This is a genomic window from Staphylococcus sp. FSL K6-0223 (genome assembly GCF_038008285.1).
In genome coordinates this window covers 1,140,547-1,163,946 of the sequence record NZ_JBBOYX010000001.1, presented here as the reverse complement: position 1 = coordinate 1,163,946, position 23,400 = coordinate 1,140,547, and the positions used below count along the sequence as shown (strand labels likewise).

The 23,400-nt window shown below is 30.2% G+C and carries 27 protein-coding genes; all 27 read right to left on the bottom strand.

The genetic code is table 11. The features are described from left to right. Positions 1–16 precede the first annotated feature (16 nt). The 27 genes from MHI13_RS05780 to alaS all read right to left on the bottom strand — a co-directional run bounded on the left by MHI13_RS05780 (position 17) and on the right by alaS (position 23,163). Entirely contained in the window at positions 17–1,864 is a 1,848-nt protein-coding gene (locus MHI13_RS05780; RefSeq protein ID WP_340761032.1) for a DNA internalization-related competence protein ComEC/Rec2, read from the bottom strand. A gap of 335 nt (positions 1,865–2,199) precedes the next feature. Further along, positions 2,200–2,664, bottom strand: coding sequence for a ComE operon protein 2 (locus tag MHI13_RS05775; protein WP_017176200.1), 465 nt, complete (start codon positions 2,662–2,664; stop codon positions 2,200–2,202). 65 nt (positions 2,665–2,729) lie between these two features. Then, positions 2,730–3,392, bottom strand: a complete 663-nt coding sequence (locus MHI13_RS05770; RefSeq protein WP_048761580.1) for a helix-hairpin-helix domain-containing protein — start codon at positions 3,390–3,392, stop codon at positions 2,730–2,732. 52 nt (positions 3,393–3,444) lie between these two features. After that, entirely contained in the window at positions 3,445–4,176 is a 732-nt protein-coding gene (locus MHI13_RS05765; protein WP_017176198.1) for a class I SAM-dependent DNA methyltransferase, read from the bottom strand. Position 4,177: 1 nt separating this feature from the next. Continuing rightward, positions 4,178–4,531: a ribosome silencing factor gene (gene rsfS / locus MHI13_RS05760; RefSeq protein WP_002449779.1), complete on the bottom strand. Its 354-nt coding sequence runs from the start codon at positions 4,529–4,531 to the stop codon at positions 4,178–4,180. Next, positions 4,532–5,116 (bottom strand): bis(5'-nucleosyl)-tetraphosphatase (symmetrical) YqeK, encoded by a 585-nt coding sequence (gene yqeK / locus MHI13_RS05755; protein WP_048761576.1) that lies wholly within the window; start codon positions 5,114–5,116, stop codon positions 4,532–4,534. After that, positions 5,106–5,675, bottom strand: a complete 570-nt coding sequence (locus MHI13_RS05750) for a nicotinate-nucleotide adenylyltransferase (RefSeq protein ID WP_002449696.1) — start codon at positions 5,673–5,675, stop codon at positions 5,106–5,108. Before MHI13_RS05750 ends, yqeK begins: the two co-directional genes overlap by 11 nt. 4 nt (positions 5,676–5,679) lie before the next feature. Then, the gene (yhbY, locus tag MHI13_RS05745) at positions 5,680–5,970 is read right to left on the bottom strand and encodes a ribosome assembly RNA-binding protein YhbY (protein WP_017176196.1); all 291 of its coding nucleotides are present in this window, start codon (positions 5,968–5,970) and stop codon (positions 5,680–5,682) included. A gap of 6 nt (positions 5,971–5,976) precedes the next feature. Then, positions 5,977–6,783, bottom strand: coding sequence for a shikimate dehydrogenase (aroE, locus tag MHI13_RS05740; RefSeq protein WP_019834855.1), 807 nt, complete (start codon positions 6,781–6,783; stop codon positions 5,977–5,979). Positions 6,784–6,795: 12 nt separating this feature from the next. Then, positions 6,796–7,896: a ribosome biogenesis GTPase YqeH gene (yqeH, locus tag MHI13_RS05735; RefSeq protein WP_037541052.1), complete on the bottom strand. Its 1,101-nt coding sequence runs from the start codon at positions 7,894–7,896 to the stop codon at positions 6,796–6,798. Then, the gene (locus MHI13_RS05730) at positions 7,897–8,424 is read right to left on the bottom strand and encodes a YqeG family HAD IIIA-type phosphatase (RefSeq protein WP_048761571.1); all 528 of its coding nucleotides are present in this window, start codon (positions 8,422–8,424) and stop codon (positions 7,897–7,899) included. Between the two features lie 27 nt (positions 8,425–8,451). After that, positions 8,452–9,138, bottom strand: coding sequence for a 5'-methylthioadenosine/adenosylhomocysteine nucleosidase (locus tag MHI13_RS05725; RefSeq protein ID WP_017176192.1), 687 nt, complete (start codon positions 9,136–9,138; stop codon positions 8,452–8,454). Between the two features lie 167 nt (positions 9,139–9,305). After that, a complete protein-coding gene (locus MHI13_RS05720) occupies positions 9,306–10,544 on the bottom strand; it encodes an NRAMP family divalent metal transporter (protein ID WP_017176191.1) in 1,239 nt (412 codons plus the stop codon). A gap of 12 nt (positions 10,545–10,556) precedes the next feature. Then, a complete protein-coding gene (pxpA, locus tag MHI13_RS05715) occupies positions 10,557–11,309 on the bottom strand; it encodes a 5-oxoprolinase subunit PxpA (protein ID WP_048761614.1) in 753 nt (250 codons plus the stop codon). Beyond that, positions 11,309–12,670 carry an acetyl-CoA carboxylase biotin carboxylase subunit gene (locus MHI13_RS05710; RefSeq protein ID WP_017176189.1) on the bottom strand — a complete coding sequence of 454 codons (1,362 nt, stop codon included), beginning with the start codon at positions 12,668–12,670 and terminating at the stop codon, positions 11,309–11,311. Before MHI13_RS05710 ends, pxpA begins: the two co-directional genes overlap by 1 nt. 16 nt (positions 12,671–12,686) lie before the next feature. Beyond that, positions 12,687–13,127 (bottom strand): acetyl-CoA carboxylase biotin carboxyl carrier protein, encoded by a 441-nt coding sequence (locus MHI13_RS05705; protein ID WP_019834850.1) that lies wholly within the window; start codon positions 13,125–13,127, stop codon positions 12,687–12,689. A 2-nt stretch (positions 13,128–13,129) separates the two neighbouring features. Continuing rightward, positions 13,130–14,134, bottom strand: a complete 1,005-nt coding sequence (locus tag MHI13_RS05700) for a 5-oxoprolinase subunit C family protein (protein WP_019834849.1) — start codon at positions 14,132–14,134, stop codon at positions 13,130–13,132. Continuing rightward, complete coding sequence (pxpB, locus tag MHI13_RS05695) at positions 14,124–14,852, bottom strand: 5-oxoprolinase subunit PxpB (protein WP_048761568.1); 729 nt, start codon at positions 14,850–14,852, stop codon at positions 14,124–14,126. The genes MHI13_RS05700 and pxpB overlap by 11 nt, the downstream gene beginning before the upstream one ends. Positions 14,853–15,188: 336 nt before the next feature. Beyond that, on the bottom strand, positions 15,189–15,665 hold the full coding sequence (gene greA / locus MHI13_RS05690) for a transcription elongation factor GreA (RefSeq protein WP_017176185.1): 477 nt from the start codon (positions 15,663–15,665) through the stop codon (positions 15,189–15,191). Positions 15,666–15,722: 57 nt separating this feature from the next. Beyond that, positions 15,723–16,346, bottom strand: coding sequence for a uridine kinase (udk, locus tag MHI13_RS05685; protein WP_017176184.1), 624 nt, complete (start codon positions 16,344–16,346; stop codon positions 15,723–15,725). Continuing rightward, positions 16,346–17,614 (bottom strand): peptidase U32 family protein, encoded by a 1,269-nt coding sequence (locus tag MHI13_RS05680; protein ID WP_019834847.1) that lies wholly within the window; start codon positions 17,612–17,614, stop codon positions 16,346–16,348. The genes udk and MHI13_RS05680 overlap by 1 nt, the downstream gene beginning before the upstream one ends. Before the next feature lie 13 nt (positions 17,615–17,627). Then, positions 17,628–18,551, bottom strand: a complete 924-nt coding sequence (locus MHI13_RS05675; protein ID WP_017176182.1) for a peptidase U32 family protein — start codon at positions 18,549–18,551, stop codon at positions 17,628–17,630. A 2-nt stretch (positions 18,552–18,553) separates the two neighbouring features. Further along, positions 18,554–19,189: an O-methyltransferase gene (locus MHI13_RS05670; RefSeq protein ID WP_017176181.1), complete on the bottom strand. Its 636-nt coding sequence runs from the start codon at positions 19,187–19,189 to the stop codon at positions 18,554–18,556. 260 nt (positions 19,190–19,449) lie between these two features. Continuing rightward, complete coding sequence (locus MHI13_RS05665) at positions 19,450–19,764, bottom strand: DUF1292 domain-containing protein (protein WP_017176180.1); 315 nt, start codon at positions 19,762–19,764, stop codon at positions 19,450–19,452. A gap of 14 nt (positions 19,765–19,778) precedes the next feature. After that, entirely contained in the window at positions 19,779–20,207 is a 429-nt protein-coding gene (gene ruvX / locus MHI13_RS05660) for a Holliday junction resolvase RuvX (protein WP_017176179.1), read from the bottom strand. After that, positions 20,208–20,468 (bottom strand): IreB family regulatory phosphoprotein, encoded by a 261-nt coding sequence (locus tag MHI13_RS05655; RefSeq protein ID WP_002448947.1) that lies wholly within the window; start codon positions 20,466–20,468, stop codon positions 20,208–20,210. It lies immediately after the preceding gene. A 64-nt stretch (positions 20,469–20,532) separates the two neighbouring features. Next, entirely contained in the window at positions 20,533–23,163 is a 2,631-nt protein-coding gene (gene alaS / locus MHI13_RS05650) for an alanine--tRNA ligase (protein WP_019835422.1), read from the bottom strand. Positions 23,164–23,400: the final 237 nt, after the last annotated feature.

Genomic DNA, 23,400 nt, shown 5'->3' with positions numbered 1-23,400 from the left:
TTATTATTCTCTATCATTAACTTCTATTAAAGGATGATATAAGTTGATTATCGAGATTTAAAGTAATTTCTCCATCAGTTTGAGTATTGTAGATATGAGAATTAATTTTCTCTAATTTATCTATCGTTTCGTTATTAGGCAAATGAAAAGTATTATTTTTTCCACTTGAAATCATACTAATTTTAGGTTGTATGATTTCTAAAAAATGTTTTGAACTACTTGTTTTACTGCCATGGTGTCCAACTTTTAGAACATCAATTAACGGTAAATGATATTTCTTTAATAATAAATTTTCATTTTCTTCAATTGCGTCGCCCATCAATAATAATTTGTAATTTTTGTACTCTATTAATGAAATTATACTTTGTGCATTTTTGTCTTCATTGGAATCAATAAAAGCATTTAAAAATGATATTTTAGCTTCTTTCAACTGAATATTATTAGTCTCTAAAACATCAATAACTTTTATATGATATATACTACAAAATGTATGTATAGTTTTAATTTGATCTACTGAATAACTTTTTATATATAAATATAAATTTTTAATTCTTATATTTTGTGCTAAATAAGGAAATTCGCCTATATGATCATTATGTGGATGAGTAAGAATTAAGTGATCAATTTTTGATATTCCTCTAGATTTTAAAGTAGGAATAATATGATATTTCGCAATATTATGATTATCTTTAATCTTCGTTTGAACTACTTTACCACCAGTATCTACCATCACAGTTTCATTATTTTTTGTTTGAAAAAGAAAACTATCACCTTGACCAACATTTAAAGCAGTAAACGTCGTCGCTAATGGTTGATTAGTTAATTTTATAAATATTATAAATAAGATAATTATAATTAAGAATGCTCTATAATTTTTATAACATATAAATATAGTTAGTAGAGTTAATAAAATGAAACAGTAGAGTAGACTTAAATTTGATTGATCAGCGATATTTATTTGGTAATTTCTAAATAAAATGAACGGTTGCATTATTCTATCGTGCAGTTCAAATAATTGATTTGCAACCATATTTATACATCGCAAGTCACTAAAGAAATGATAGAAAGTAAATAGAACAATAGAAAGTGGAAAAATAATGAAAGAATATAATGGGACAAATATTACATTAGAAATAAAACCAATCCATTGAAACTGATTAAAATGATAAATACTAATAATCATGGATGAAAATTGAGCGATAATTGTTATATAAATATAATTCTTTATAATTGATTGATTATTAAATAATGGCTTAGAAAATAGTATAAAAAAAGAAATAATGAAAGAAAATTGAAATCCAATGTCATAAGCAAAATTCATATTCCAAATTGTCATAAATAAAAAGACCAACGATAATACACTTATAGACGAAATTTTAAAAGTCTTAGGGATAATAAAAAAAGTAATAGCGGTTAAAACTGCTCTTAAAGCACTCGGTGCAAAATTTGTATAAAAAATAAATAGTATTAGTATCATAATAATAAAAACTCGTATAAATAATTTTGGAATATTAAACCTGACCAAACTATATTGAATGATAAAAATAATGGTAGCAACGTGTGATCCACTGACAGCAAGTAAATGATAAATACCTATCGCTTTAACTTTATCTAAGTAATCTGTATCAATTGCACTAGTATCTCCAGTAATTAAAGCTAAGACTCTCTCTGGATATTTTAACGAAGAATGGTATAACTTGTTTTGAATATAATTTAGGTGTTTATCTATAAAACTTATATGATTAACTTTAGTACAATGTTTATTATCTATTTGATCGATATAAACATAGACTTCATTATGAATACTATTTGTGATATTTCCATTAATTTTACATTCTCGATTTTTTAAATCTTTAGCTTTCAATTGTGGACTTTTAAAAGTAAAGTGATAATTATTATGTTTATATTGAAATTGTCCTTTAATAATTTGATTGAATTGTTTTATATCATTTTGAAACGTTACTTTTGAATTTATATTACTGTGGACTTTTAAATTTTGGAGTATAAAATGATTTGTTTTCAAAGTATGGTGTACTTGAAATAAAGCTAGAAAGAAAAAGGATAAAATTAATAAATAGTGGTATAAAGGAATACTCTTTCGATACACAATAATTAATATAATAGCAAATATTAAAATTGAAAATAATTTAAGATGAACCCATAATATACCACTTAAAAAAGAAAGTGCATATAAAACAACTAACATTCTTTAGTTAAAAATTCAGCTATTTTATTAGCAGAAAATGGTATTTTTTCATACTCAATACCTGCTTGATTTAATAATTTAATAGCATATTTATGATTATGATAATCTTTTGCATAGTATATTTTCTTAATACCTGCTTGAATAATAGACTTAGTACAGTTTAAACAAGGAAAATGTGTGACATATATCGTTGCATTATCTGATGATACACCTTGTTTTGCGCATTGTAATAATGCATTCATTTCTGCGTGAATGGTTCTAATACAATGACCATCTTCTATTAAACATCCTACATCAATACAGTGAACTTCTCCTGCTACTGAGCCATTATAACCTCCTGCAATTATTCTATTGTCCTTTACAATTGTTGCGCCTACTGATAGTCTTTGACATGTAGAACGTAATGCAAGCAAATGGCTTTGTGCCATAAAATATTCGTCCCATTTTATTCTATCCATAAAGTTCAACTCCTTAAAAAATATATATCTATTATAATTTATATTAAAAATTCTTCCAATTTAATTTATGTAGTAAAGTAATCTTTAAGTTTCTCGAAAGTTTTCCCTCCAATTCCTCTTACTTGTTTTAAGTCTTCAACCTTATTAAATTGTCCCTTTTCCTCTCTGTATTTAATAATCTCTTTCACTTTAGTTGGACCTATACCTGGAACATTAAGCAATTCTCTTTCATTTGCTGTGTTAAGATTGACTTTAATACTTTCAGAAGTATCTAAATTACTTTGATTAGTGAGTGTAGCATTTAGTTTCGTTTCATTTTTATTAGGTATATAAATCATTTTTTGATCAGTAAGTTTTTCAGATAAATTGATTTTTGTAATATCAGCATTTTCAGAAATTTTAGCTTTTTTTAGTACATCTTTAACTCTATCGTTCTTTTTCATTTTATAAACATCTGGTAATTTAACCGCTCCTTTGACATCTACATAAATAGTTGAATTTTCTTTAGAAGAAGTGGATAAATTATTATCATTTTTATTTTTATTATATTTTTCATTATTATTAAATTGGCTATTGTAAGCATTAGATGTTGTCATATATTCTGAAGGCTCATTATTTTTCATAAGCATGAGAATCACTATAAAAAGTAACACTACTGCAATTAAAATGATGATATGAGTCTTCCACTTAGTTAACAATTGAATTATTTCATTTCTATACTTAAACAAAAACTCATCTCCTTATATGTATAAACGTATAAGAAGATGAGTTTACTTTATTTTATTTATAAGCAACAAAAAACAATCTGTCACCTTTTTCATTATGATTATTGATGTCAAAGTCTACAAAAGTTTCAATACGATTAAATCCAGTTTGTTTTAACAATCGAATATAGAAATCCTTTTCAAATGTTCTTTGATAATGTGATTCATTAAAACGGTGATAATTACCATTATGCTGTTTTAAAAAGAAACTCATATCATGATAAACACTATAAGGTTCTTCACCCTTTATAGCTTCCCACGCTAAAAATATATCATCATTATCATCAATATAACATTGATTATTAAATGCTGTGTTCATTTTATATATCGTATGAATATCGAATATAAACATTCCTAAATCAGATAAATGATTAAATACACAATTAAACGTATTTACGATATCATCAATATCAGGTAAATAATTCAGGGAATCACAAAATATTGTTACAACATCATATGTTGTATTTAATGAAAAATCGGTCATGTCACCTTCTAACCAAGTAACTTGATTAGATTTATTTGCAGCAATAGATAACATGTCTGTACTTAAATCCATGCCCGTAACCGTGCCAATAGAAGGAAGTAATTGCGTTAAACTTCCAGTGCCACAACCAATATCAAGAATATTTATTGAATCATTAGAAGACATTGTTCTTGTATAATATTTTACAATATTAAACCATTCTTCATAAGGTTGATCTTGAGTAAGCTGATCATAAACTTTACTCATTTCGGTGTATTGCATCATTTTAATATGCTACCTGATTATATGATTCTATTGGAGCATCTTGATAAAGTTTCTCTATATTATAGTAATTGCGTTCATCTTTATGGAAAATATGAACTACTACGTCTGCTAAATCAATTAAGACCCATCTTGCACTTTGATAACCTTCCATACGCTTTACTTCAATATTATTTTCATGCACTTTTTCTTTTACTGCTCTAGCAATTGATTGAACTTGACGTTCATTGTTACCGTGACACACTACAAAATAATCAGTCATATCACTAATACCTTGCATATTAAGAGAAACAATATCTTCTGCTTTTTTATCTTCTGTCGCTGTGACAGCAATATTTAATAATTCTTCTGAATTCATTTAATCATCCTTTATCTTTTGATCACTATAATTATAATAATTTAAACATTCAATTGTAGAACCATAAACAGTAATATCTTTACTAATTAAAAATAACACTGTTCGCTTTGATATTTCATAAATTGTTTTATCTAAGCTACCTTGATTGTATGCCATATCTCTAATTTCTTCAACTCCTGGAGTTTTTCTACCAGGTTCTATATAGTCAGCAATAAATACCAATTTTTCAGTTTTTGTCATTTCTTTACGACCAGTAGTGTGATATTTAATGGCTAATAATGTTTCTTCATCTTCGATGCCATAATCAGCCTTCATTAATGCTGCACATACAGGTCCATGAAGAATTTCACTTCCATAACTTAACAAATTGCTATCTAAATCATGTTGGCGAACGACTTGATACATTTTTCCTAAATCATCATATTTACAATAATCATGTAAAATGCCTGCTAACTCTGCTTTACTTTTATCTCCATCATAGATTTCAGCAAGCTTAACTGCTGTGTCAGCTACTCTAAGAGAATGTTTAAAACGCTTTTCGGGCAATTTATTTTCGATAAGTTCTTTTGCTTCTTTAGTGTTCATAGAATCCTTCCTCTCTAATATATTTACTAACATTTCGAGGGACTAAAATATCAATTGTTTTTTTATCTTTTACACGTTGTCTAATCATTGATGAACTAATATCCATTCTTGGAATAGATATGGAAATCATATTTTCATCAACCTTTTGAATATTTTTTTCTCTATTTACTACTATAAAGATAATCATTTGCTTTAATTCATCTATTTTATACCATTTATCAAGTTGATCATATTGGTCTGATCCTATTACAAAATAAAACTTATCGTAAGGATTTTGGTCAATTAAAGCTTTTAATGTATCATACGTATAACTTTGACCTTTTCTTTCTAATTCTGCATAACAAATATTTCCGAAACCTAACTGCTCGATTACCATATTAATCATTTTGATGCGATAATGAGCATCTAAGTAATCGTTATGTTCTTTAAGTGGAGCCATATAACTTGGTAAAAAATAGAAAACATCCGGTTTAATTTTATGAAATACTTCATTAGCTACTAACATATGTGCAGTATGAATAGGATTGAATTGTCCGCCGTATAAAACAATTTTTTTCATAGAATTATGGTAATGAAATTTCCTTATTTTCTTGAGATTCTCTATAAATGATTATCATTGATCCAATGACTTGGACCACTTCACTATTAGTAGCTTGACTTAGCGTTTGGGCTAAATCGTTTTTATCATCAAAATTATTTTGAAGTATATGAATTTTAATTAATTCTCTATTTTCTAGTGTTTCATCTATTTGACTAATCATATTATCATTAATTCCAGCTTTACCTATTTGAAAAATTGGATCAATGTTATGCGCCAAACTTCTTAAATATCTTTTTTGTTTACCTGTTAGCATAGCATATTATTCTCCTTTTAATTGATTTAAAACTGCTAATTTCATTTCTTTAATTTCAGCATCTTTGCCAGTCCATATTTTAAAGCTCTCAGCACCTTGATATACAAACATATCTAGACCATTATAAATAGGGTTACCCTTCTCTTCAGCTTGTTGTAAAAATGATGTTTTATAGGGAATATAAATGATATCACTTACCAATGTATTCGGTGATAATTGATTGAGACGAATTACACTCTCTTTATTATTATCTAATCCTGCTGATGTTGTATTAATAATAATATCAAACTCATCAAGATATTGTTCAGCTTGTTGTAGGGTAATCGCATTAATATCTAATTTCCAATTATCAAAGCGACTCATTGTTCTATTCGCTATAGTTAATTTAGGCTGTACACATTGTGAAAGTGCAGTTGCAATACCTTTGCTTGCGCCCCCAGCTCCAAGAATTAAAATATATGCATTAGATAAGTCAGGATATACTTGTTTTAATCCTTTTACGTATCCAAGACCATCAGTATTATAACCAATCCATTTATTCCCCTCTATTTTCACAGTATTCACTGCACCTACAGCTTTAGCTTGTTCATCAATATCATCTAAGAATGGAATGATGCGTTCTTTATGAGGAATAGTAACATTAAATCCACTTAAATTTTTTTCAGTTATTATTTCTTTAATATTATCGAAATCTTGAACCGGTATATGCAATGCTTCATAAGTATCATTTAAACCTAAAACTTTAAAATTAGTATTATGCATCACTGGTGATAATGAATGTGAAATCGGATCTCCTATCACTGCAAATTTCATTATGAATCCTCCCTACATAATAGATTGTCTTAAAACAACATCAACACTTTTAGGAACTCGGACAATCACTTTTGCACCTGCTTCGATTGTAATAAAGCCCAATCCAGAAATCATAATGTCACGTTTTTCTTTCCCTGTTTCTAGACGTACAGCTTTCATATCACTTATATTAAATTTTTCTGGATTACTAGGTGGACTTAATAAATGTCCTATTTGCTTTCGCCATAAATCATTTGCCTTTTCAGTTTTAGTTCTATGAATATTTAAATCATTAGAAAAATAACATACAAGTGGTCGTTTCCCACCAGAAACATAATCTATCCTAGCTAATCCACCGAAGAATAAAGTTTGTCCCTCATTTAATTGAAATACACGTTGTTTAATTTCATTCTTAGGAATAATCACTTTTAATTCTTTTTCAGTAACATAATGGGTCATTTGATGCGCTTGTATAATGCCAGGTGTGTCATACATAAAAGTTTTCTCATCTAAAGGAATATCTATCATATCTAATGTTGTACCTGGAAATCTTGATGTTGTAACGACATCTTTTTCACCTACACTTTGCTCAATTAATTTATTGATTAAAGTTGATTTACCAACATTTGTAGTACCAACGATATAAACATCTTGATGATTTCTAAAACGGTTGATTGATTCTAAAAGTGCATCAATACCCCATCCTTTATGAGCTGATATTAATACCACCTCTTCAGCTTCTAATCCATACTTTCTAGCTGTTCTTTTTAACCATTCTTTTACACGACGTTGGTTAATTTGTCTTGGTAAAAGATCTAATTTATTCGCTGCCAAAATGATTTTCTTATTTCCTACAATTCGTTTTAAAGCATTAATAAACGATCCTTCAAAGTCAAAAACATCAACTACGTTAACGATAATCCCTTGTCTATCGGATAATCCATTTAATAAATTTAAAAAATCTTCACTATCCATTCCTACATCTTGTATTTCATTATAATTTTTTAATCTAAAACAACGTTGGCATATAACATCATCTCTAAATAAATTATGTTCTGGCACATACCCAGGTGCGTTTTTATCTTCAGATTGTAAAGGAGCGCCACAACCGATACATTTTAAAGTTTCATCCAATCAATTTTCCTCCCATGTAATATAACCTTTTCTTTTAAAATAGTTTAATAATCGACGTTCGATTATTCTATTTAGTCTAGTTAAAAATCCATCTGTCTTTTTGACAGGAACTACCATGATAGTATATAGACCGTTATTATTGCCACCAAGTACGTCTGTAAGCATTTGGTCACCTATAACGATTGTTTCTTCTGGTTTAATATTCATGTGTTGTATCGCTTTTTTAAAAGCTCTTCCCATAGGTTTTCTAGCTTTAAAGATAAAATCAACGTCTAAGTCTTTCGAAAAAACGGAAACACGTTTTTCATTATTATTTGATACTATTGTAATCGTTAAACCTAAATCATTTGCCTTTTTAAACCATTCTTGTATTTCTTTCGTTGGTGTTTTAACGTCCCAACCTACTAATGTATTATCTAAATCTGTAATAATACCTTTAAAACCAGAATTTGCTAATTTTTCAATATCAATTTGAAATACAGATTGTACATAATCATTAGGCATAAAATATGTTTTAATTAATCCCATTCATTTCACCTTTAAGTTATTTATTTTTTATATTTCATTAACCAACTGTTCAACAATTTTACTTGATGATTGAGCTGCTTTACCAAGAAACTCTTCAAACGACATCTCTGCTTCCCCATTTGCTAAATCAGAAACAGCACGAGTAACGATAAAAGGTAAATTAAATTGATAACAAGTTTGAGCAATAGCCGTTGCTTCCATTTCAACTGCCATAGCTTTTGAAAACTGACGTTTAATTTTTAATCGCTGTTCACTACTACCAATAAAACTATCGCCACTTACAATTTGACCAATTTTAGCGGTTAAATTTTGTTGTTTTACAACTTTTTCAGTTAATTGGAGTAATTGTTGGTTAGCTTCAAATTGAGCTGGCATTTGAGGTATTTGACCGATGTCGTATCCAAAGGCAGTTGCATCTGCATCATGGTACATCACATTATTACTAATTAAAATATCTCCAACTGATAAACTATCATCTAAAGCACCAGCAGAACCTGTATTTATAATCAATGTAGGTTTAAATTTTTCAATTAATAGTGTTGTCGAAATTGCAGCATTTACTTTTCCAATTCCACTTTGTGTTAAGACAACATCTTTATTATTTAGTTGCCCACGATAAAATTTTACATGTGCTACTTCAATCTCATTTAAATTCACTAATTTATGTTTTAAAATCGCTACTTCTTCTTCCATAGCTCCAATAATTCCAATCATATTTACACCTCAACTTTAATCTTAGCACATGTTATTCTAACATAATTTCTAGTTCATCACGACTAACTTTTTTCATTAAATCATCTTGAAAAATATTTAATAAAAAAACTGTCGATACAGTTAAACACTGTCGACAGTTAAATTTTAAATTACATATTTATTTATGGTTAACCTTTCCATAAAGTAGCTAAATCTTGTAGAGACAATACACCTGTTATAATTGTAACAATAACTGCTACAATGCCAAATACTAACATCCATATTGGATGTTTATAATCTCCAACAATTGATTTTTTTCTACTCGCTATCAATATTGCACCCAAAGTAATCGGTAAAATCCATCCATTTATTGCTCCTGCAATAATCAATAAACTAATTGGTTTTCCAATTAATAAGAAAATTATTGTTGAAATCACGATGAAGACAATGACAATCAAATTATTTTTATTAAATAATGATTTGTGTAATGTTTTTAAGAAAGTTGCACTTGTATATGCTGAACCAATCACTGATGACATTGCGGCTGCGAAAATAACAACTCCAAAAATATTTTTTCCTATTGGTCCAATAGCATGTTCAAATACTGATGCTGGCGGATTATCTGCATTTAAAGTGACACCTGTCACTACAACTCCAAGTACTGCTAAGAATAATAATGTTCTCATAATACCTGTAGTTAAGATACCTGCAATAGCTGAACGATTCACAAATGGTAAAAACTCTTTACCTTTCATTCCAGAATCAAGTATTCTATGTGCACCAGCAAATGTGATGTATCCACCTACTGTTCCTCCAACTAAAGTAATGATTGGTAAAATTAATTTAATAGGATGTTCTGGTGCAACTGTATGAACAAGTGCATCACCATAGGGAGGGTTAGATACAACCATGACATAAGCTACTACTAATATCATTATTACTCCTAAAATCATTGAAACAATATCCATAATTTTTTGACCACTTTTACTTACAAATATTAAAATTGCAAAAATGGCTGTAATAGCTGCTCCCCATTTAACATCAAGTCCAAACATTGCATTCAATCCTAAACCTGCACCAGCTATGTTCCCGATATTAAAAGCAAGTCCTCCAAAAGCAATCAATATTGAAATTAAAGTTCCTAATCCAGGTAACACTTTATTTGATACTTCTTGACCACGTAAACCTGTTACAACTAATACGCGCCAAATATTAATTTGAGCTCCAATATCAATTAATATAGATATTAAGATTGCAAAAGCGAAACTTGCATAAAATTCTGCCGTAAACACAGCAGTTTGAGTTAGAAATGCAGGACCGATCGCTGATGTAGCCATTAAAAATACAGATCCATAAAGTAAGCGTCTATGACTTTTTGTAAATTTAAAATTGTCTTTATCTTGTTTTTGATTTAAATTTTCTTTCATTAGAAAACCCCCTTATAAGGATTGAATATCAATGCCTTCTTTCGTTAATTTTTTTCTTATTTGTTCAACAAATTCTAGTGCATGTTTACCATCACCGTGAACACATATTGTATCTGTTTCCAAATCAATTTCTTTTCCATTGCGACTTATCACTTTGTTTTCAGTTACCATTTTCAAAACTTGTTTTAATGCTTCGTCAGAATCAGTAATGACTGCGTCTGGTTCTTTACGACTAACTAATTGACCATTATCTTCGTAACGTCTATCAGCAAATACTTCAGAAGCTGTTTTCAATCCGATTGCTTGAGCTTCAGATATTAATAATGAATTAGATAAACCTACAAGCACTATAGTAGAATCAAAATCGTATACTGCTTTTGCAATTGCTTTTGCAATTGCTTTATTTTTAGCACCCATATTATACAGTGCACCGTGTGGTTTAACATGATTTATTCGTGTTTGGTGTACTTTACAAAATCCTTCTAAAGCACCTAACTGATAAACTATTAGGTTATATACTTCGGTAGGACTAATATCCATCTTTCGACGACCAAACCCTTTTAAATCTGGAAGTCCGGGATGAGCGCCAATACTCACATGATTTTCTTTAGCTAATTTTACTGTTTGATTCATTACATTTTCATCACCCGCATGAAAACCACAGGCTATATTAGCAGATGTAATTAAAGGAATGATATCTTTATCACCTCCAAATGAATAGTTACCAAATGCTTCACCTAGATCACAGTTTAAATCAACTTTCATCATAATTTCACTCCTTTAACTATTTGATGTTTTTCAAGGAATTTAATATCAACTTCTTCTGCATTTCCTTTTGCATATGGTGGGTAACTTAATACTGCATATAGAAAATCAGCCGTAGTAGTGAAACCATCAATTACCATTTCATCAAGTGCCACTTTTAATTTGTTAATCGCAGAAGTTCTATTAGAGTCTTTTACGATAACTTTTGCAACTAGTGAATCATAGTAAGGAGATACTTGATAACCAGCATATAATAACGAATCTACTCTAATATTAAAACCTTGAGGTAAGTGTAGACGTTTAACTTTACCTGGAGTAGGTTGGAATTTCTTTTCTGGATTTTCAGCGTTGATACGTGCCTCTATTACATGACCATTGAATACAATATCTTCTTGACTAAACGGTAATTTATTATGTAATAACAAATATAATTGTGCTTGTAATAAATCTCTATCTGCACGCATTTCAGTAACAGTATGTTCTACTTGTATTCTTGCGTTCATTTCAATAAAGTAATGTGCATCTTCAGTAACTAAAAATTCAATAGTACCAGCACTACGATAATTAGAGGCTTTTGCAACTTTGACAGCATCATTACATATTTTTTCACGTCGTTCTTCAGATAATGCTGCACATGGTGCTTCTTCTATTAATTTTTGATTTTTTCTTTGGACTGAACAATCTCGTTCACCTAAATGAACATAATTTTCTTTTCCGTCACCAATCACTTGAACCTCTACGTGTTTTGCAACAGGAATAAATGCTTCCACATACACACGATCATCATTAAAATATTTTTGACCTTCACTTTTAGCTTCTTTTAATGATTTTTCAAGTTGATTTTCTTCTTTAACAATTCGAATACCTTTACCGCCACCACCGCTTGCGGCTTTTAATACTAAAGGATATCCTATGTCTTTTGCTAATTCTTTAATTTCTTCTACAGAATTTACTGCATCTGTTGAGCCAGGAATAACTGGCACTCCTGCTGAATGAACAGTTTGACGAGCAGTTATTTTATCACCCATCATTTCCATTGTTTTTTTGTTAGGGCCAATAAAATGAATATCATTTTCTTCAACTTTTTGGGCAAATGTTGTACTCTCCGATAGAAAGCCGTATCCAGGATGAATAGCATTAGAACCTGTGATTTCAGCTGCACCAATAATACGCTCTATATTTAAATAACTATCTAAAGGATTTGCTTCTCCAATGCAAACTGCTTGATCAGCCAAGCTTACATGAAGACTTTTTTCATCACCTTTAGCGTATACTGCAACAGTTTCTATTCCCATTTCTCGACACGCTCGAATGATACGTACCGCAATTTCTCCTCTATTCGCTACTAAACAACGATACATATTTCTGTCCCCCCTTTTACTTCACTTTAACTAGAACTTGATCGTATTCAACGTTTGTACCATGTTCAATAACAATGTCGGTAATCTCACCATCTATATCACTAGTCACTTCATTCATTACTTTCATTGCTTCAACATATCCGATAACATCACCAGATTTAATGTTATCACCTACTTGAATTATAGGATCCGTTAATTCCTTGCTATCTTGTAAGAAAAATGTGCCTACCATAGGAGAAGTAATTGTTTTTGCTGAATCATTTGAAGGGTTATTTTCTGAAATATTTTTATTTTGAGAATGTCCTTCAGATTGTATTACTGGAGTACTATTATTTTGATTGTTACTTTGTTCAGTAAAATCTAATTCGATTTCGTTTTTGTTATCTTTATATTTAAATTTTTTTACATCATTTGATTTTACAAGTTTAATGACTTCTTCTATTTTTTTAATATCCATAACTATCTCTCCTCTGTAATGATTGTAGTCAATTTCTTTGCTGTCGGTCTCATTTCGCTCATATTAAAGGTTGGTGACGTGTTAATTTCAGTTTTTAAATGATTAAAGTGATTTAGATATTGTTCCTGAGCCTTTGTAGCCTCTTCAATCGTTGACCACTTAAATCGAATTAAATCTCCCGGCTTAAATTGAGCAATTTTATTTAAATCCAGTTGAGTGACTGTAGCAATTTTCGTATAGCCACCTATAGTTTGTTTATCATTTAATAAGATAATAGGATTACCATCATTTGGGACTTGAATGCTTCCTAAAGCAACAGGTTCTGAAATAATATCTGCTCCAGTTTTAGGAGGAATACACTCACCATTAAGACGATATCCCATTCTGTCAGATTTTTCAGAAACTTTATACTCCATATTAACGAGTTTATTTATACTTTCCTTTGAAAATGCTTCGATTTGTGGGCCAGTAATAATATGTATTATATTATCTTCGGGAATAGCATTATAAACTGTTGTTTTGCCCAAGTTTTGTTTGAAAGATGGATTTTCTTTTAAGCATATCAAATCTCCTTTTGATAATGGTCTTCCTTTGTAACCGCCAATTTTACTTCTAGTATGTGTCGAGTAACTTTCTGCTATTGGTTGAATATCTAAAGGATGGCCAAAGAAAATATAACCACGGGCGCCTGCAGTCACTGCTCCAACTTTCAAAATATCGCCTTTACATGCATAAATCACAGTATTAATATCAACTGTCTCTTCATTTAATTTTGCGTTTACATGTGCTCCTGTCAAAATAAATGTATTATCTTTATTGAATTGAAGTGTTGGACCGATAATAGTGTATTCAAGGCTGGGTCCATTATTACCAATTAAAGACTTACCAATTAAATAACTATATAAATCCATAGCTCCAGCACTTGAAAAACCAAGGTGTTGAAAACCAAATCTTCCTTCATCTTGAACAGTTGTGAACATACCAGGTTGAATAATACTAATCGACATGATTTAACACCCACTTTTCTTTATTAAATCGATTTTCTGCTATTTCACTTTGGATGTCGTTAAATGTATTTTCATCAATAGAATAAAACTTGATATAATCCCCCGCTTGATATAAAGACATTTCATTGTCATTGATATCAAATACTTTTAATGGTGTTCTTCCAATAATTTGCCAACCACCTGGTGAATCAGAAGGATATAAACCAGTTTGATTATTTGCTATTCCTACTGACCCTGCGTCAATGTTGACTCTAGGTTCATCTCGACGTGGAGTATGTAAACGAGAATCTAATCCGCCTAAAAATGGAAAGCCAGGCATAAAACCTAACATGTAAACGAGATATTCATTTTGAGTATGGATTTCAATGACTTCATCAGTAGTTAGTTTGTTATGTTTAGCTACATATGATAAATCAGGTCCGACTTCTGAATTATATAATACTGGAATATGTATGATCGTTTTATCTGAAATATCTTTAGCATGTTCACCATTTAACTGCTTTAAATCTAATATATCTATTAATTGATTAAAATTAAGCTTTTTATTATCAAAGCTTATCATAATTGCCCTATATGACGGTATCACATCTTTGATACCATCTATTCTTTTAGCGTGTATATGTTTAGTAACGGATTCAACATCTCTGTAATTACTTTCAGATATTTCTTCTTTAAAATAAAATGCAATTGATTGTTCATTAATAATCTTTATTTCCAAAGATGATGGTCCTCCTTCAATTATAAATAACGTATTTCATTCTATATATTAGTAATATAAAATATCCACGTATTCATAGTAGTTTCATATGTATTTCAAATAGACAATAATAAAAGAAGGCGAGTAATGCATCGATGTAATCGCTTACCCCCTTTCAGTACAAGATATTTATATAATTTGTCTACATTGTTATTTAAGCATATATTTATATTTTTGTCATGTGAAAGTTCTAAAAATTAAATGAATGTACTTGCTTATATCTAATTAATAGTTAAATAATTATAAATATTTAACTATAAAAAAATCCAAAAATCAAAATGATTTTTGGATTTTTTGTTACTTAATATCAACGATTTTAACTTTCATTTCTCCACCATTTGGAAGTGGAACACGAACTTCATCATTTAAACTTTTACCAATAAGTGCTTTCGCCATTGGAGATTCATTCGAAATTTTTCCTTTAAACGCATCTGCTTCTGCAGATCCAACAATTTGATAGCTTTCTTCTTCATCGCCAGGTAATTCGACAAACGTAACAGTTTTACCAATTTGAATAACATTGTTATCACCGTTGTCTTCAATAATCAAAGCATATCTAAGCATGTGTTCAATACGTTGAATATCTTGCTCAATAAAACCTTGTTCATCTTTAGCAGCATCGTATTCTGAGTTCTCAGATAAGTCACCAAAAGATCTAGCAACTTTGATTTTTTCTACTACTTCAGGACGTTTAACTGTTTTAAGTTCTTCTAATTCTTGTTCTAATTTTTCATAACCTTCCTGTGTCATTGGATATTGTTTTTGATTTTCCATAAGTTCATCTTCCTTTTCAACAAGTTAATTTAATTCTGAAAAAATACATATTATTCGTTAATGCTTACCAACAAGCGTTTGTATTTTTGTTGTCATTATATCAATTGCTACCTTATTACTTCCACCTTCTGGAATAATAATATCAGCATATTTTTTTGTTGGTTCTATAAATTGATTATGCATAGGTCTGACAACATTTAAATATTGGTTAATAACTGATTCCATTGAGCGCCCTCGCTCTTTTGTATCACGTACAAGTCTTCTTAAAATACGTAAATCAGCATCAGTATCAACGTATATTTTAACATCCATCATATCACGTAATGTTTTATTTTCCAAAGCAAATATACCCTCTACGATAATAACATCTTTAGGTTCAAATGCAATTGTTTCATCACTTCTAGTATGATTTTTATAATCATATGTTGGAACTTCCACCGCTTGACCATTACGTAAATCCTTTAAATTACTAATCAGTAAATCATTATCAAATGCAAAAGGATGATCATAGTTAGTTTCAAGACGTTCTTCAAATGTTAAGTGCGATTGATCTTTATAATAATAATCTTGAGCAAGTAAAGCAACACTATGGCCTTCTAAGTTTTTCATTATTTCATTTGTAACAGTTGTCTTTCCTGATCCTGAACCGCCAGCGATTCCGATGATTGTTGTCTGTGTCATTAGCCAATTTCCTTTCTCATCATATTATTAGGATAAATAGGATGATCCACTTTAATTTGAACAATTTGAAGAGGATGACGTGCTGCATCAAGGTGGTTTCCTTCTTCATCATAAATGACATCAATAACCTGTTTAAATGATTCAATTTCAGGTCCAAAAAATTCAATTTCTTGGCCTGGTTTAAAGTGATTTCTTTGTTGTATTGTAGCAATATGAGTTGCTTCGTCATAATCTAAAACTAATCCACAAAAATCATATGGTGACTTTTTATTTTGTTGAACACCAAACATTTGCTCTTCATACCCAGGCGTTCCTTCAAAGAAAGCAGGTGCTGTATCTCGATTAGCACATTTGTCTAATTCAATTAACCACTCTGGTTTAATTTTAAAATTATCTGGATCTTCTGCATATGCATCAATAACCTTACGATAAACTGATACTACCGTAGCAATATAATGAATAGATTTCATTCGTCCTTCAATTTTTAAAGAATCTATACCAATATCCATCATTTGAGGAATAGACTCAATTAATTTTAAATCTTTTGGACTCATAGCAAAAGGCACAACGTCGCCATCTTGATAAAATAAATCTAATTCTCCCTCTTCATCAACAGCTAGTAAATCATAATCCCAACGACAACTTTGGCAACAACCACCTCTGTTAGAGTCTCGTGCTGTCATGTGATTACTTAAAGTACATCTACCTGAATAAGCAATGCACATTGCACCGTGAATAAAAGCTTCTATTTCGATATCAACATTGTCTTTCATCTCTTTCATTTCCATAGCGCCTGTTTCACGAGCTAATACTACTCGATCAAGTCCTTCTTCTTTCCAGTATTCCACAGCTTTGTAATTAGAAAGAGACTGTTGTGTTGAAAGATGAATTTCTAATTTAGGAGCTACTTTCTTACATGTTTCAATAATAAGTGGATCAGCTACAATAATTCCTGTTGCACCTGTAGCTTCTAATTGACGTAAATAATCTTCTAAACCGTCTATATTTTCATCATGAGCGATAATATTAGTCGTAACATAAATTTTTGCACCATAACGGTTTGCAAATTCAACGCCTTCTTTAATTTCTTCCATTGTAAAGTTATCAGCGTTAGAACGTAACCCGTATTCTTGTCCACCTAAAAATACTGCATCAGCACCATAGTGAACCGCAATCTTTAACTTCTCTAAGTTTCCAGCAGGCGCTAATAATTCAGGTTTTTTTATTTTTCTTTTAGCATTTACTTCCATTTCATTTAACGTCTTCATACTGGCGCCTCCCTTAATATACTGTTTGTTTATATAAGAACCCTTCATCAAACGGACGATGTTCAGGTTGAATTTCTTCTATTGGATCAATTAACATAAATTTTTCATCTTCATAAGCTTCTGGATCTTCATGATATAAGTCAATGGCTTCTCTATATTGTGCTGTAACAGTATTAATGTATGCTTCACTTTGTAAGATACCATCAATTTTAAATGAATCGATATTTGCTTCAAAGAATGGCTCTAATTCTTCAATTAAACAGATATCATTAGGAGACATAATATGAGTACCATTGTAATCTTCAAAAACAGGATATTTATTTTCTCTTTCTTCATCGTACAATAATAAATCTTGATCATTTTCACTACGTTGGATTTTCATTTGTCTATCTTGAAAAGTGTAATAATTACCCAATAACATACGTTTAGATTGGAACATACAAGTCATACCGTGAACCTGAACTTCAATTTCAACATTTGCATGTTTTTTGATATTTAAAATTTCATCTAGATTTAATTCACGTGCTAATACAGCTCTTTTAGCGCCTTTTCCACCCCAATAATTACATTGGAAATAATTCGTAACAATTGTTTCTGCATCCCAATTTAATGGTATCGGATTATCTTGTTTTTTAACATACATCACGACAGCAGGATCACCAAAAATTATTCTATCCACTCTTATTTCATGTAAAAATTCAATATAGTTTTCTAAGGCATTTAAATGATAATTATGAAAAATACCATTAACTGCCACATATACTTTTTTATCATGTTCGTGTGCTAAATTAACTGCTTTTCTAACATCTTCACGATTAAATTCTCCAGGTAATCGCAATCCAAATTTTTGTTCTCCAATCACAAATGCATCAGCACCGAGTTCTATCAATGTTTTCATATGATTTAAAGATTTTGGAGTGACAAGTAATTCAGTCATATTCATTCTCCTTTAATAGATATGGCTAAACCATCATCCATATTTAAAAAATTTGTTTTATAGTTCTTTTGTTTCATAAGCCAAGTATTATATTTTTGTACCTTTTTTACCATTTGCTTAACGTTTCTTGATCGTACAATATCTATATCAGATACAAATCCATGATACAAAACGTTATCAGTAATAACTAAGCCACCTTTTTTTAATAACGGTGTATAGTATTCAAAAAATTTTTGAGATTGCGCTTTAGCTGCATCGATAAATATCATATCATATAAATGATTGCTCACTTTATCGTACTGTGATAGCGCATCGCCCTCTATAAGGCGAATTTGATTTTCGTATTCAAATTTTTTAAAATTAAGTTTTGCTTGTTTTATCATATTCTCATTACGTTCAATAGTAGTAATAGAAATATCTGGTGAAACAGAAGCAAATTGCATCGAACTATATCCAATAGCAGTTCCAATTTCCAAAATATTTTTCGAATGATGAATTCTAATTAATTGTTTTATCATGTCTAAAGTTAATTTATCTACTATAGGAACAGCATGTTCTTCTGCATAAAATCTTAGCTCTTCAATATTATTATCTAACTGTTCATGAAGATTTAATAAATAGGATTGATTTGATTCCACTTCTATAACTTCCCTTTTAATATCAATAGGCATAAAAATAAATCAGTCAACTAATATTACATTATTTAAAATAAAATAATAAACCTACTTTATATTTTAATGTATAAATATAGTAACTGACTGTATATTTAAAAATTTATGCTTATAGTAATTTAACTTTAAATATTTTATCATAATTCTAAATTAAATTTAAGTCTGAAATATTAAAAATCTCTAACCAAAGTACATTGATTAGAGATTTATTATTAACAAAAGACTGTTTATTCTTCCATATTTGTATTTACAACTTCTTCAATCATATCCCATTCTTCATCTGTTTCGATAGGAACAAGTTTACCACCATCACCAGATTCATCTGGTTCATTAATCATTGGAATGAGCTCAATCATGTCATCATCATCAGATTGAGCACCTTCTTCAGCTAAAATAACATACTCTTTTTTAAATTCTGGATGATAAAATTCTAGCATTTTTCGATATAAAACTTCATTTCCATTTTCATCGAATAAAGTTAATAATTCTTCTTCATTACTAATATTTAATTCTGTATTATGATTGTGATTATGTTCAGTCATAATGATATTCTCCTTTATTGAATTGAATCTAAATAGCCTTGCAGTATGAAAACTGCTGCCATTTTATCAATTACTTTTTTTCTTTTTTGTCTTGAGACATCAGCTTCTAATAATGAGCGCTCAGCAGCCATGGTACTTAAACGTTCATCCCACATAATAATTTCAATATTTGGTAAAGCCTCTTGAAGCAATTCTTTGTATTTAAGAGATGCTTCTCCACGAAAACCAATAGAATTATTCATGTTTTTCGGTAATCCTATGACTACTGAACCAACATTATTGTCTTTTATGATTGAAACCAGTCTATCAATACCAAATTCTTCATTTTCTTCATTTATTCTTAGAGTGTCTAGTCCTTGAGCAGTCCAGCCCATCAAATCACTAATTGCGATACCTACAGTTCTACTACCTACATCTAATCCTAAAATTTTATGACTTAACATTTATTTATTATTCTCTTTTAAGTAGTTTGAAACGAGTTCTTCCATAATTACATCTCTATCAATATGTCGTATTTGATTACGTGCATCATTTTGACGTGGAATGTATGCAGGGTCTCCTGAAAGTAAATAACCAACAATTTGATTTACAGCATTGTAGCCTCGTTCTTCTAGAGTTTGATGTACGTTTTTTAAAACTGTTTGGACATTTTCTTTTGGAATTTCATCATAATCGAATTTCATAGTTTTATCAATATTTTCCATAGATGCGACACTCCTCTGACATGTATTAACTTACATATTAATTTTACACCAGTTGATTAAAAAGTTATAGGTTTTTAATATAATCTTTAATAAAGCGTAATGATTCTGAGATGTTTTCAGGTTGTGTGCCGCCACCTTGTGCCATATCTGGACGACCGCCACCTTTTCCTCCTACAATTGGAGCCATGTTTTTAATGATATCTCCGGCTTTAACCTGACTTGTAAGCTCTTTAGGTACAGCGGCAATTAACGAAACTTTTTCACCAACATGACTTGCTAAAATAATAATTGTATCTTGTTGTTTTGATTTAAAATCATCCATTGTTTGACGGATTTCTTTTGGATTAGATACTTCTACCTCTGTAGCTAATACTTTAAATCCATTAATCATTTCTACTTGATCCTCTATATTACCCATTTTAAGTGAAGTAATTTCCTTATTACGTTGCTCTAATTGCTTATTCAATTGTTTTTCATTTTCTTGAATTTGAACAACTTTATCATAAACTTGTTTATCTGATTTTACTTTAAGTTGTTCTTTGACAGAATTAAATTTATTCTGAATATCTTCAAAATATAAGAATGCAGCTTTACCGGTAAGTGCCTCAATACGTCTAACACCTGCGCCTGTACCTGATTCGCTTACAATTTTAAACAACCCTATTTCAGCAGTATTATCTACATGAATACCACCACATAATTCAATTGAAAATGGAGCCATATTGACTACTCTTACAATATCACCATATTTTTCACCAAATAGAGCCATAGCACCCATTTCTTTAGCTTCTTGAATAGGCATTTCTTGAATATGAACTGAAATTCCTTTCCAAATTTCTTCATTTACTCTTCTTTCAACTTGATCAATCTCTTCTTCTGTCATTGGACCAAAGTGAGAAAAGTCAAATCTTAATCGTTCACTTTCAACGAGTGAACCTGCTTGGTTAACATGTTCACCTAAAATCTCTTTTAATGCAGCATGTAGTAAGTGAGTGGCACTATGATTTTTTTGTATATCTTTACGTTCTTCTTTATTTACAGTTGCATCTACATGACTATTTACACTTACTTGTCCAAATTGAACTGTACCTTGATGTAAATTTTGTCCATTTGGTGCCTTTGTAACTTCTTGAACGGCTATTTCGAAATGATCATTTCCTACTGTTCCTTTATCTGCAACTTGTCCACCACTTACTGCATAAAATGGTGTTTCTTTTAAGATAAAGTAAACTGTTTCTCCAGCCTCAGCAGATGTAACAGTTTTACCATTATAAATTAAATCTGTTAAAATTGTTTGATATTCTGTTGTTTCATATCCAACAAATTGACTTTCAGTATTAATATTTTTTAAAACATCACTTTGAACTTGCATAGATTGTGAACTTTGTCTAGCTTCTCTCGCTCTAGTACGTTGTTGTTCCATTTCAGTTTCAAATGTTGCCATGTCGACTGTAATACCTTCTTGACTTGCTAGTTCTTCAGTTAACTCAATTGGGAATCCATACGTATCATATAATTTAAACGCATCTGAACCATTAATCTGATGTGTAGATTCTTTTGCTTGCGTAATGAGTTGATTTAATATAGATACACCCTCTTGAAGTGTTTCATGGAAACGTTCTTCTTCAGATTTAATAACACGTTTAATAAAATCCGATTTTTCTTTTACATTTGGATAATATGGCTCCATAATGTCAGCAACGATATCAACCAATTTATACATAAATGGCTCATTAATGCCAAGCGTTTGACTAAAACGTACAGCACGACGTAAGAGACGACGTAAAACATAACCGCGCCCTTCATTTGCAGGTAAAGCACCATCAGAGATTGCGAATGAGATTGTTCTGATATGATCGGCGATGACTTTAAATGCTACATCTTGTTCGTTATTTTCAAGATATTTTTTTCCTGATATATGCTCTACTTCTTCAATAATTGGCATAAATAAATCTGTTTCATAATTGGTACGAACATTTTGGGAAATAGACGTCATACGTTCTAATCCCATGCCGGTATCAATATTTTTATTTGGAAGTGGTGTATAAGTATGATCCTTATTATGGTTATATTCACTAAATACTAAGTTCCATACTTCTAAATATCTCTCATTTTCACCGCCAGGATACATTTCTTCTGCTGGATCATTTTGACCATATGCTTCACCACGATCATAGAAAATTTCGGTATTAGGTCCTGATGGTCCTTCTCCAATATCCCAGAAATTCCCTTCAATTCTAATAATACGACTTTCTTCTAAACCAATATCTTCATGCCATAAACGATAGGCTTCAACATCTTCTGGATGAATCGTTACATATAGCTTCTCTGGTTCCATCCCCATCCATTTGTCACTAGTTAAAAATTCCCAAGCAAATTCAATTGCTTCTTTTTTAAAATAGTCACCAATTGAGAAGTTTCCAAGCATTTCAAAGAAAGTATGATGACGCGCAGTAAAACCTACGTTTTCAATATCATTTGTTCTGATTGCTTTTTGAGAGTTCACTATTCTAGGCTTTTTAGGTGTTTCTCGTCCATCAAAGTATTTTTTTAAAGTTGCAACACCAGAGTTTATCCAAAGTAACGAATCATCGTCAATAGGCACAAGTGGTGCAGATGGTTCTACCATATGACCTTTTTCAACAAAGAAATCAATATATTTTTGACGTATATCACTTGCTTTAAGTTTTTTCATTTTTTCACTCCTAATATAATTAATACATTTATAAATAAAAAAACGTTCATCCAACAAAGGGACGAACGTTTTCGCGGTACCACCCTAGTTACAAGAAATAAATATTTTTCAAATATATTTAATTTCTCATCACTTAATTATCATATTAACGTTAACACAAAGTAGCGTTCAACAGATTAACTTGTACTTTTCACCAACCAGTACATCTCTACTTAAGTTAAAAAGTTTACTCATCTT

What these genes read in the sequence shown, in the direction of transcription:
- MHI13_RS05765 (WP_017176198.1), bottom strand. Translation starts at nt 4,176, where the DNA reads ATGATGCAATACACCGAAATGAGTAAAGTTTATGATCAGCTTACTCAA.
- yqeK (WP_048761576.1), bottom strand. Translation starts at nt 5,116, where the DNA reads ATGAACACTAAAGAAGCAAAAGAACTTATCGAAAATAAATTGCCCGAA.
- MHI13_RS05655 (WP_002448947.1), bottom strand. Translation starts at nt 20,468, where the DNA reads ATGGAAAATATTGATAAAACTATGAAATTCGATTATGATGAAATTCCA.
- MHI13_RS05665 (WP_017176180.1), bottom strand. Translation starts at nt 19,764, where the DNA reads ATGACTGAACATAATCACAATCATAATACAGAATTAAATATTAGTAAT.
- ruvX (WP_017176179.1), bottom strand. Translation starts at nt 20,207, where the DNA reads ATGTTAAGTCATAAAATTTTAGGATTAGATGTAGGTAGTAGAACTGTA.
- MHI13_RS05675 (WP_017176182.1), bottom strand. Translation starts at nt 18,551, where the DNA reads ATGACTGAATTACTTGTCACTCCAAAATCTTTAAATCATATGAAAACA.
- pxpA (WP_048761614.1), bottom strand. Translation starts at nt 11,309, where the DNA reads ATGAAAGTTGATTTAAACTGTGATCTAGGTGAAGCATTTGGTAACTAT.
- MHI13_RS05700 (WP_019834849.1), bottom strand. Translation starts at nt 14,134, where the DNA reads ATGTCGATTAGTATTATTCAACCTGGTATGTTCACAACTGTTCAAGAT.
- MHI13_RS05705 (WP_019834850.1), bottom strand. Translation starts at nt 13,127, where the DNA reads ATGGATATTAAAAAAATAGAAGAAGTCATTAAACTTGTAAAATCAAAT.
- aroE (WP_019834855.1), bottom strand. Translation starts at nt 6,783, where the DNA reads ATGAAATTTGCAGTGATAGGAGATCCGATTTCACATTCATTATCACCA.
- yhbY (WP_017176196.1), bottom strand. Translation starts at nt 5,970, where the DNA reads ATGCTAACAGGTAAACAAAAAAGATATTTAAGAAGTTTGGCGCATAAC.
- MHI13_RS05725 (WP_017176192.1), bottom strand. Translation starts at nt 9,138, where the DNA reads ATGATTGGAATTATTGGAGCTATGGAAGAAGAAGTAGCGATTTTAAAA.
- MHI13_RS05720 (WP_017176191.1), bottom strand. Translation starts at nt 10,544, where the DNA reads ATGAAAGAAAATTTAAATCAAAAACAAGATAAAGACAATTTTAAATTT.
- MHI13_RS05680 (WP_019834847.1), bottom strand. Translation starts at nt 17,614, where the DNA reads ATGAAGACGTTAAATGAAATGGAAGTAAATGCTAAAAGAAAAATAAAA.
- rsfS (WP_002449779.1), bottom strand. Translation starts at nt 4,531, where the DNA reads ATGAATTCAGAAGAATTATTAAATATTGCTGTCACAGCGACAGAAGAT.
- alaS (WP_019835422.1), bottom strand. Translation starts at nt 23,163, where the DNA reads ATGAAAAAACTTAAAGCAAGTGATATACGTCAAAAATATATTGATTTC.
- udk (WP_017176184.1), bottom strand. Translation starts at nt 16,346, where the DNA reads ATGACACAGACAACAATCATCGGAATCGCTGGCGGTTCAGGATCAGGA.
- MHI13_RS05730 (WP_048761571.1), bottom strand. Translation starts at nt 8,424, where the DNA reads ATGGGATTAATTAAAACATATTTTATGCCTAATGATTATGTACAATCT.
- greA (WP_017176185.1), bottom strand. Translation starts at nt 15,665, where the DNA reads ATGGAAAATCAAAAACAATATCCAATGACACAGGAAGGTTATGAAAAA.
- MHI13_RS05775 (WP_017176200.1), bottom strand. Translation starts at nt 2,664, where the DNA reads ATGGATAGAATAAAATGGGACGAATATTTTATGGCACAAAGCCATTTG.
- MHI13_RS05750 (WP_002449696.1), bottom strand. Translation starts at nt 5,675, where the DNA reads ATGAAAAAAATTGTTTTATACGGCGGACAATTCAATCCTATTCATACT.
- MHI13_RS05710 (WP_017176189.1), bottom strand. Translation starts at nt 12,670, where the DNA reads ATGTATCGTTGTTTAGTAGCGAATAGAGGAGAAATTGCGGTACGTATC.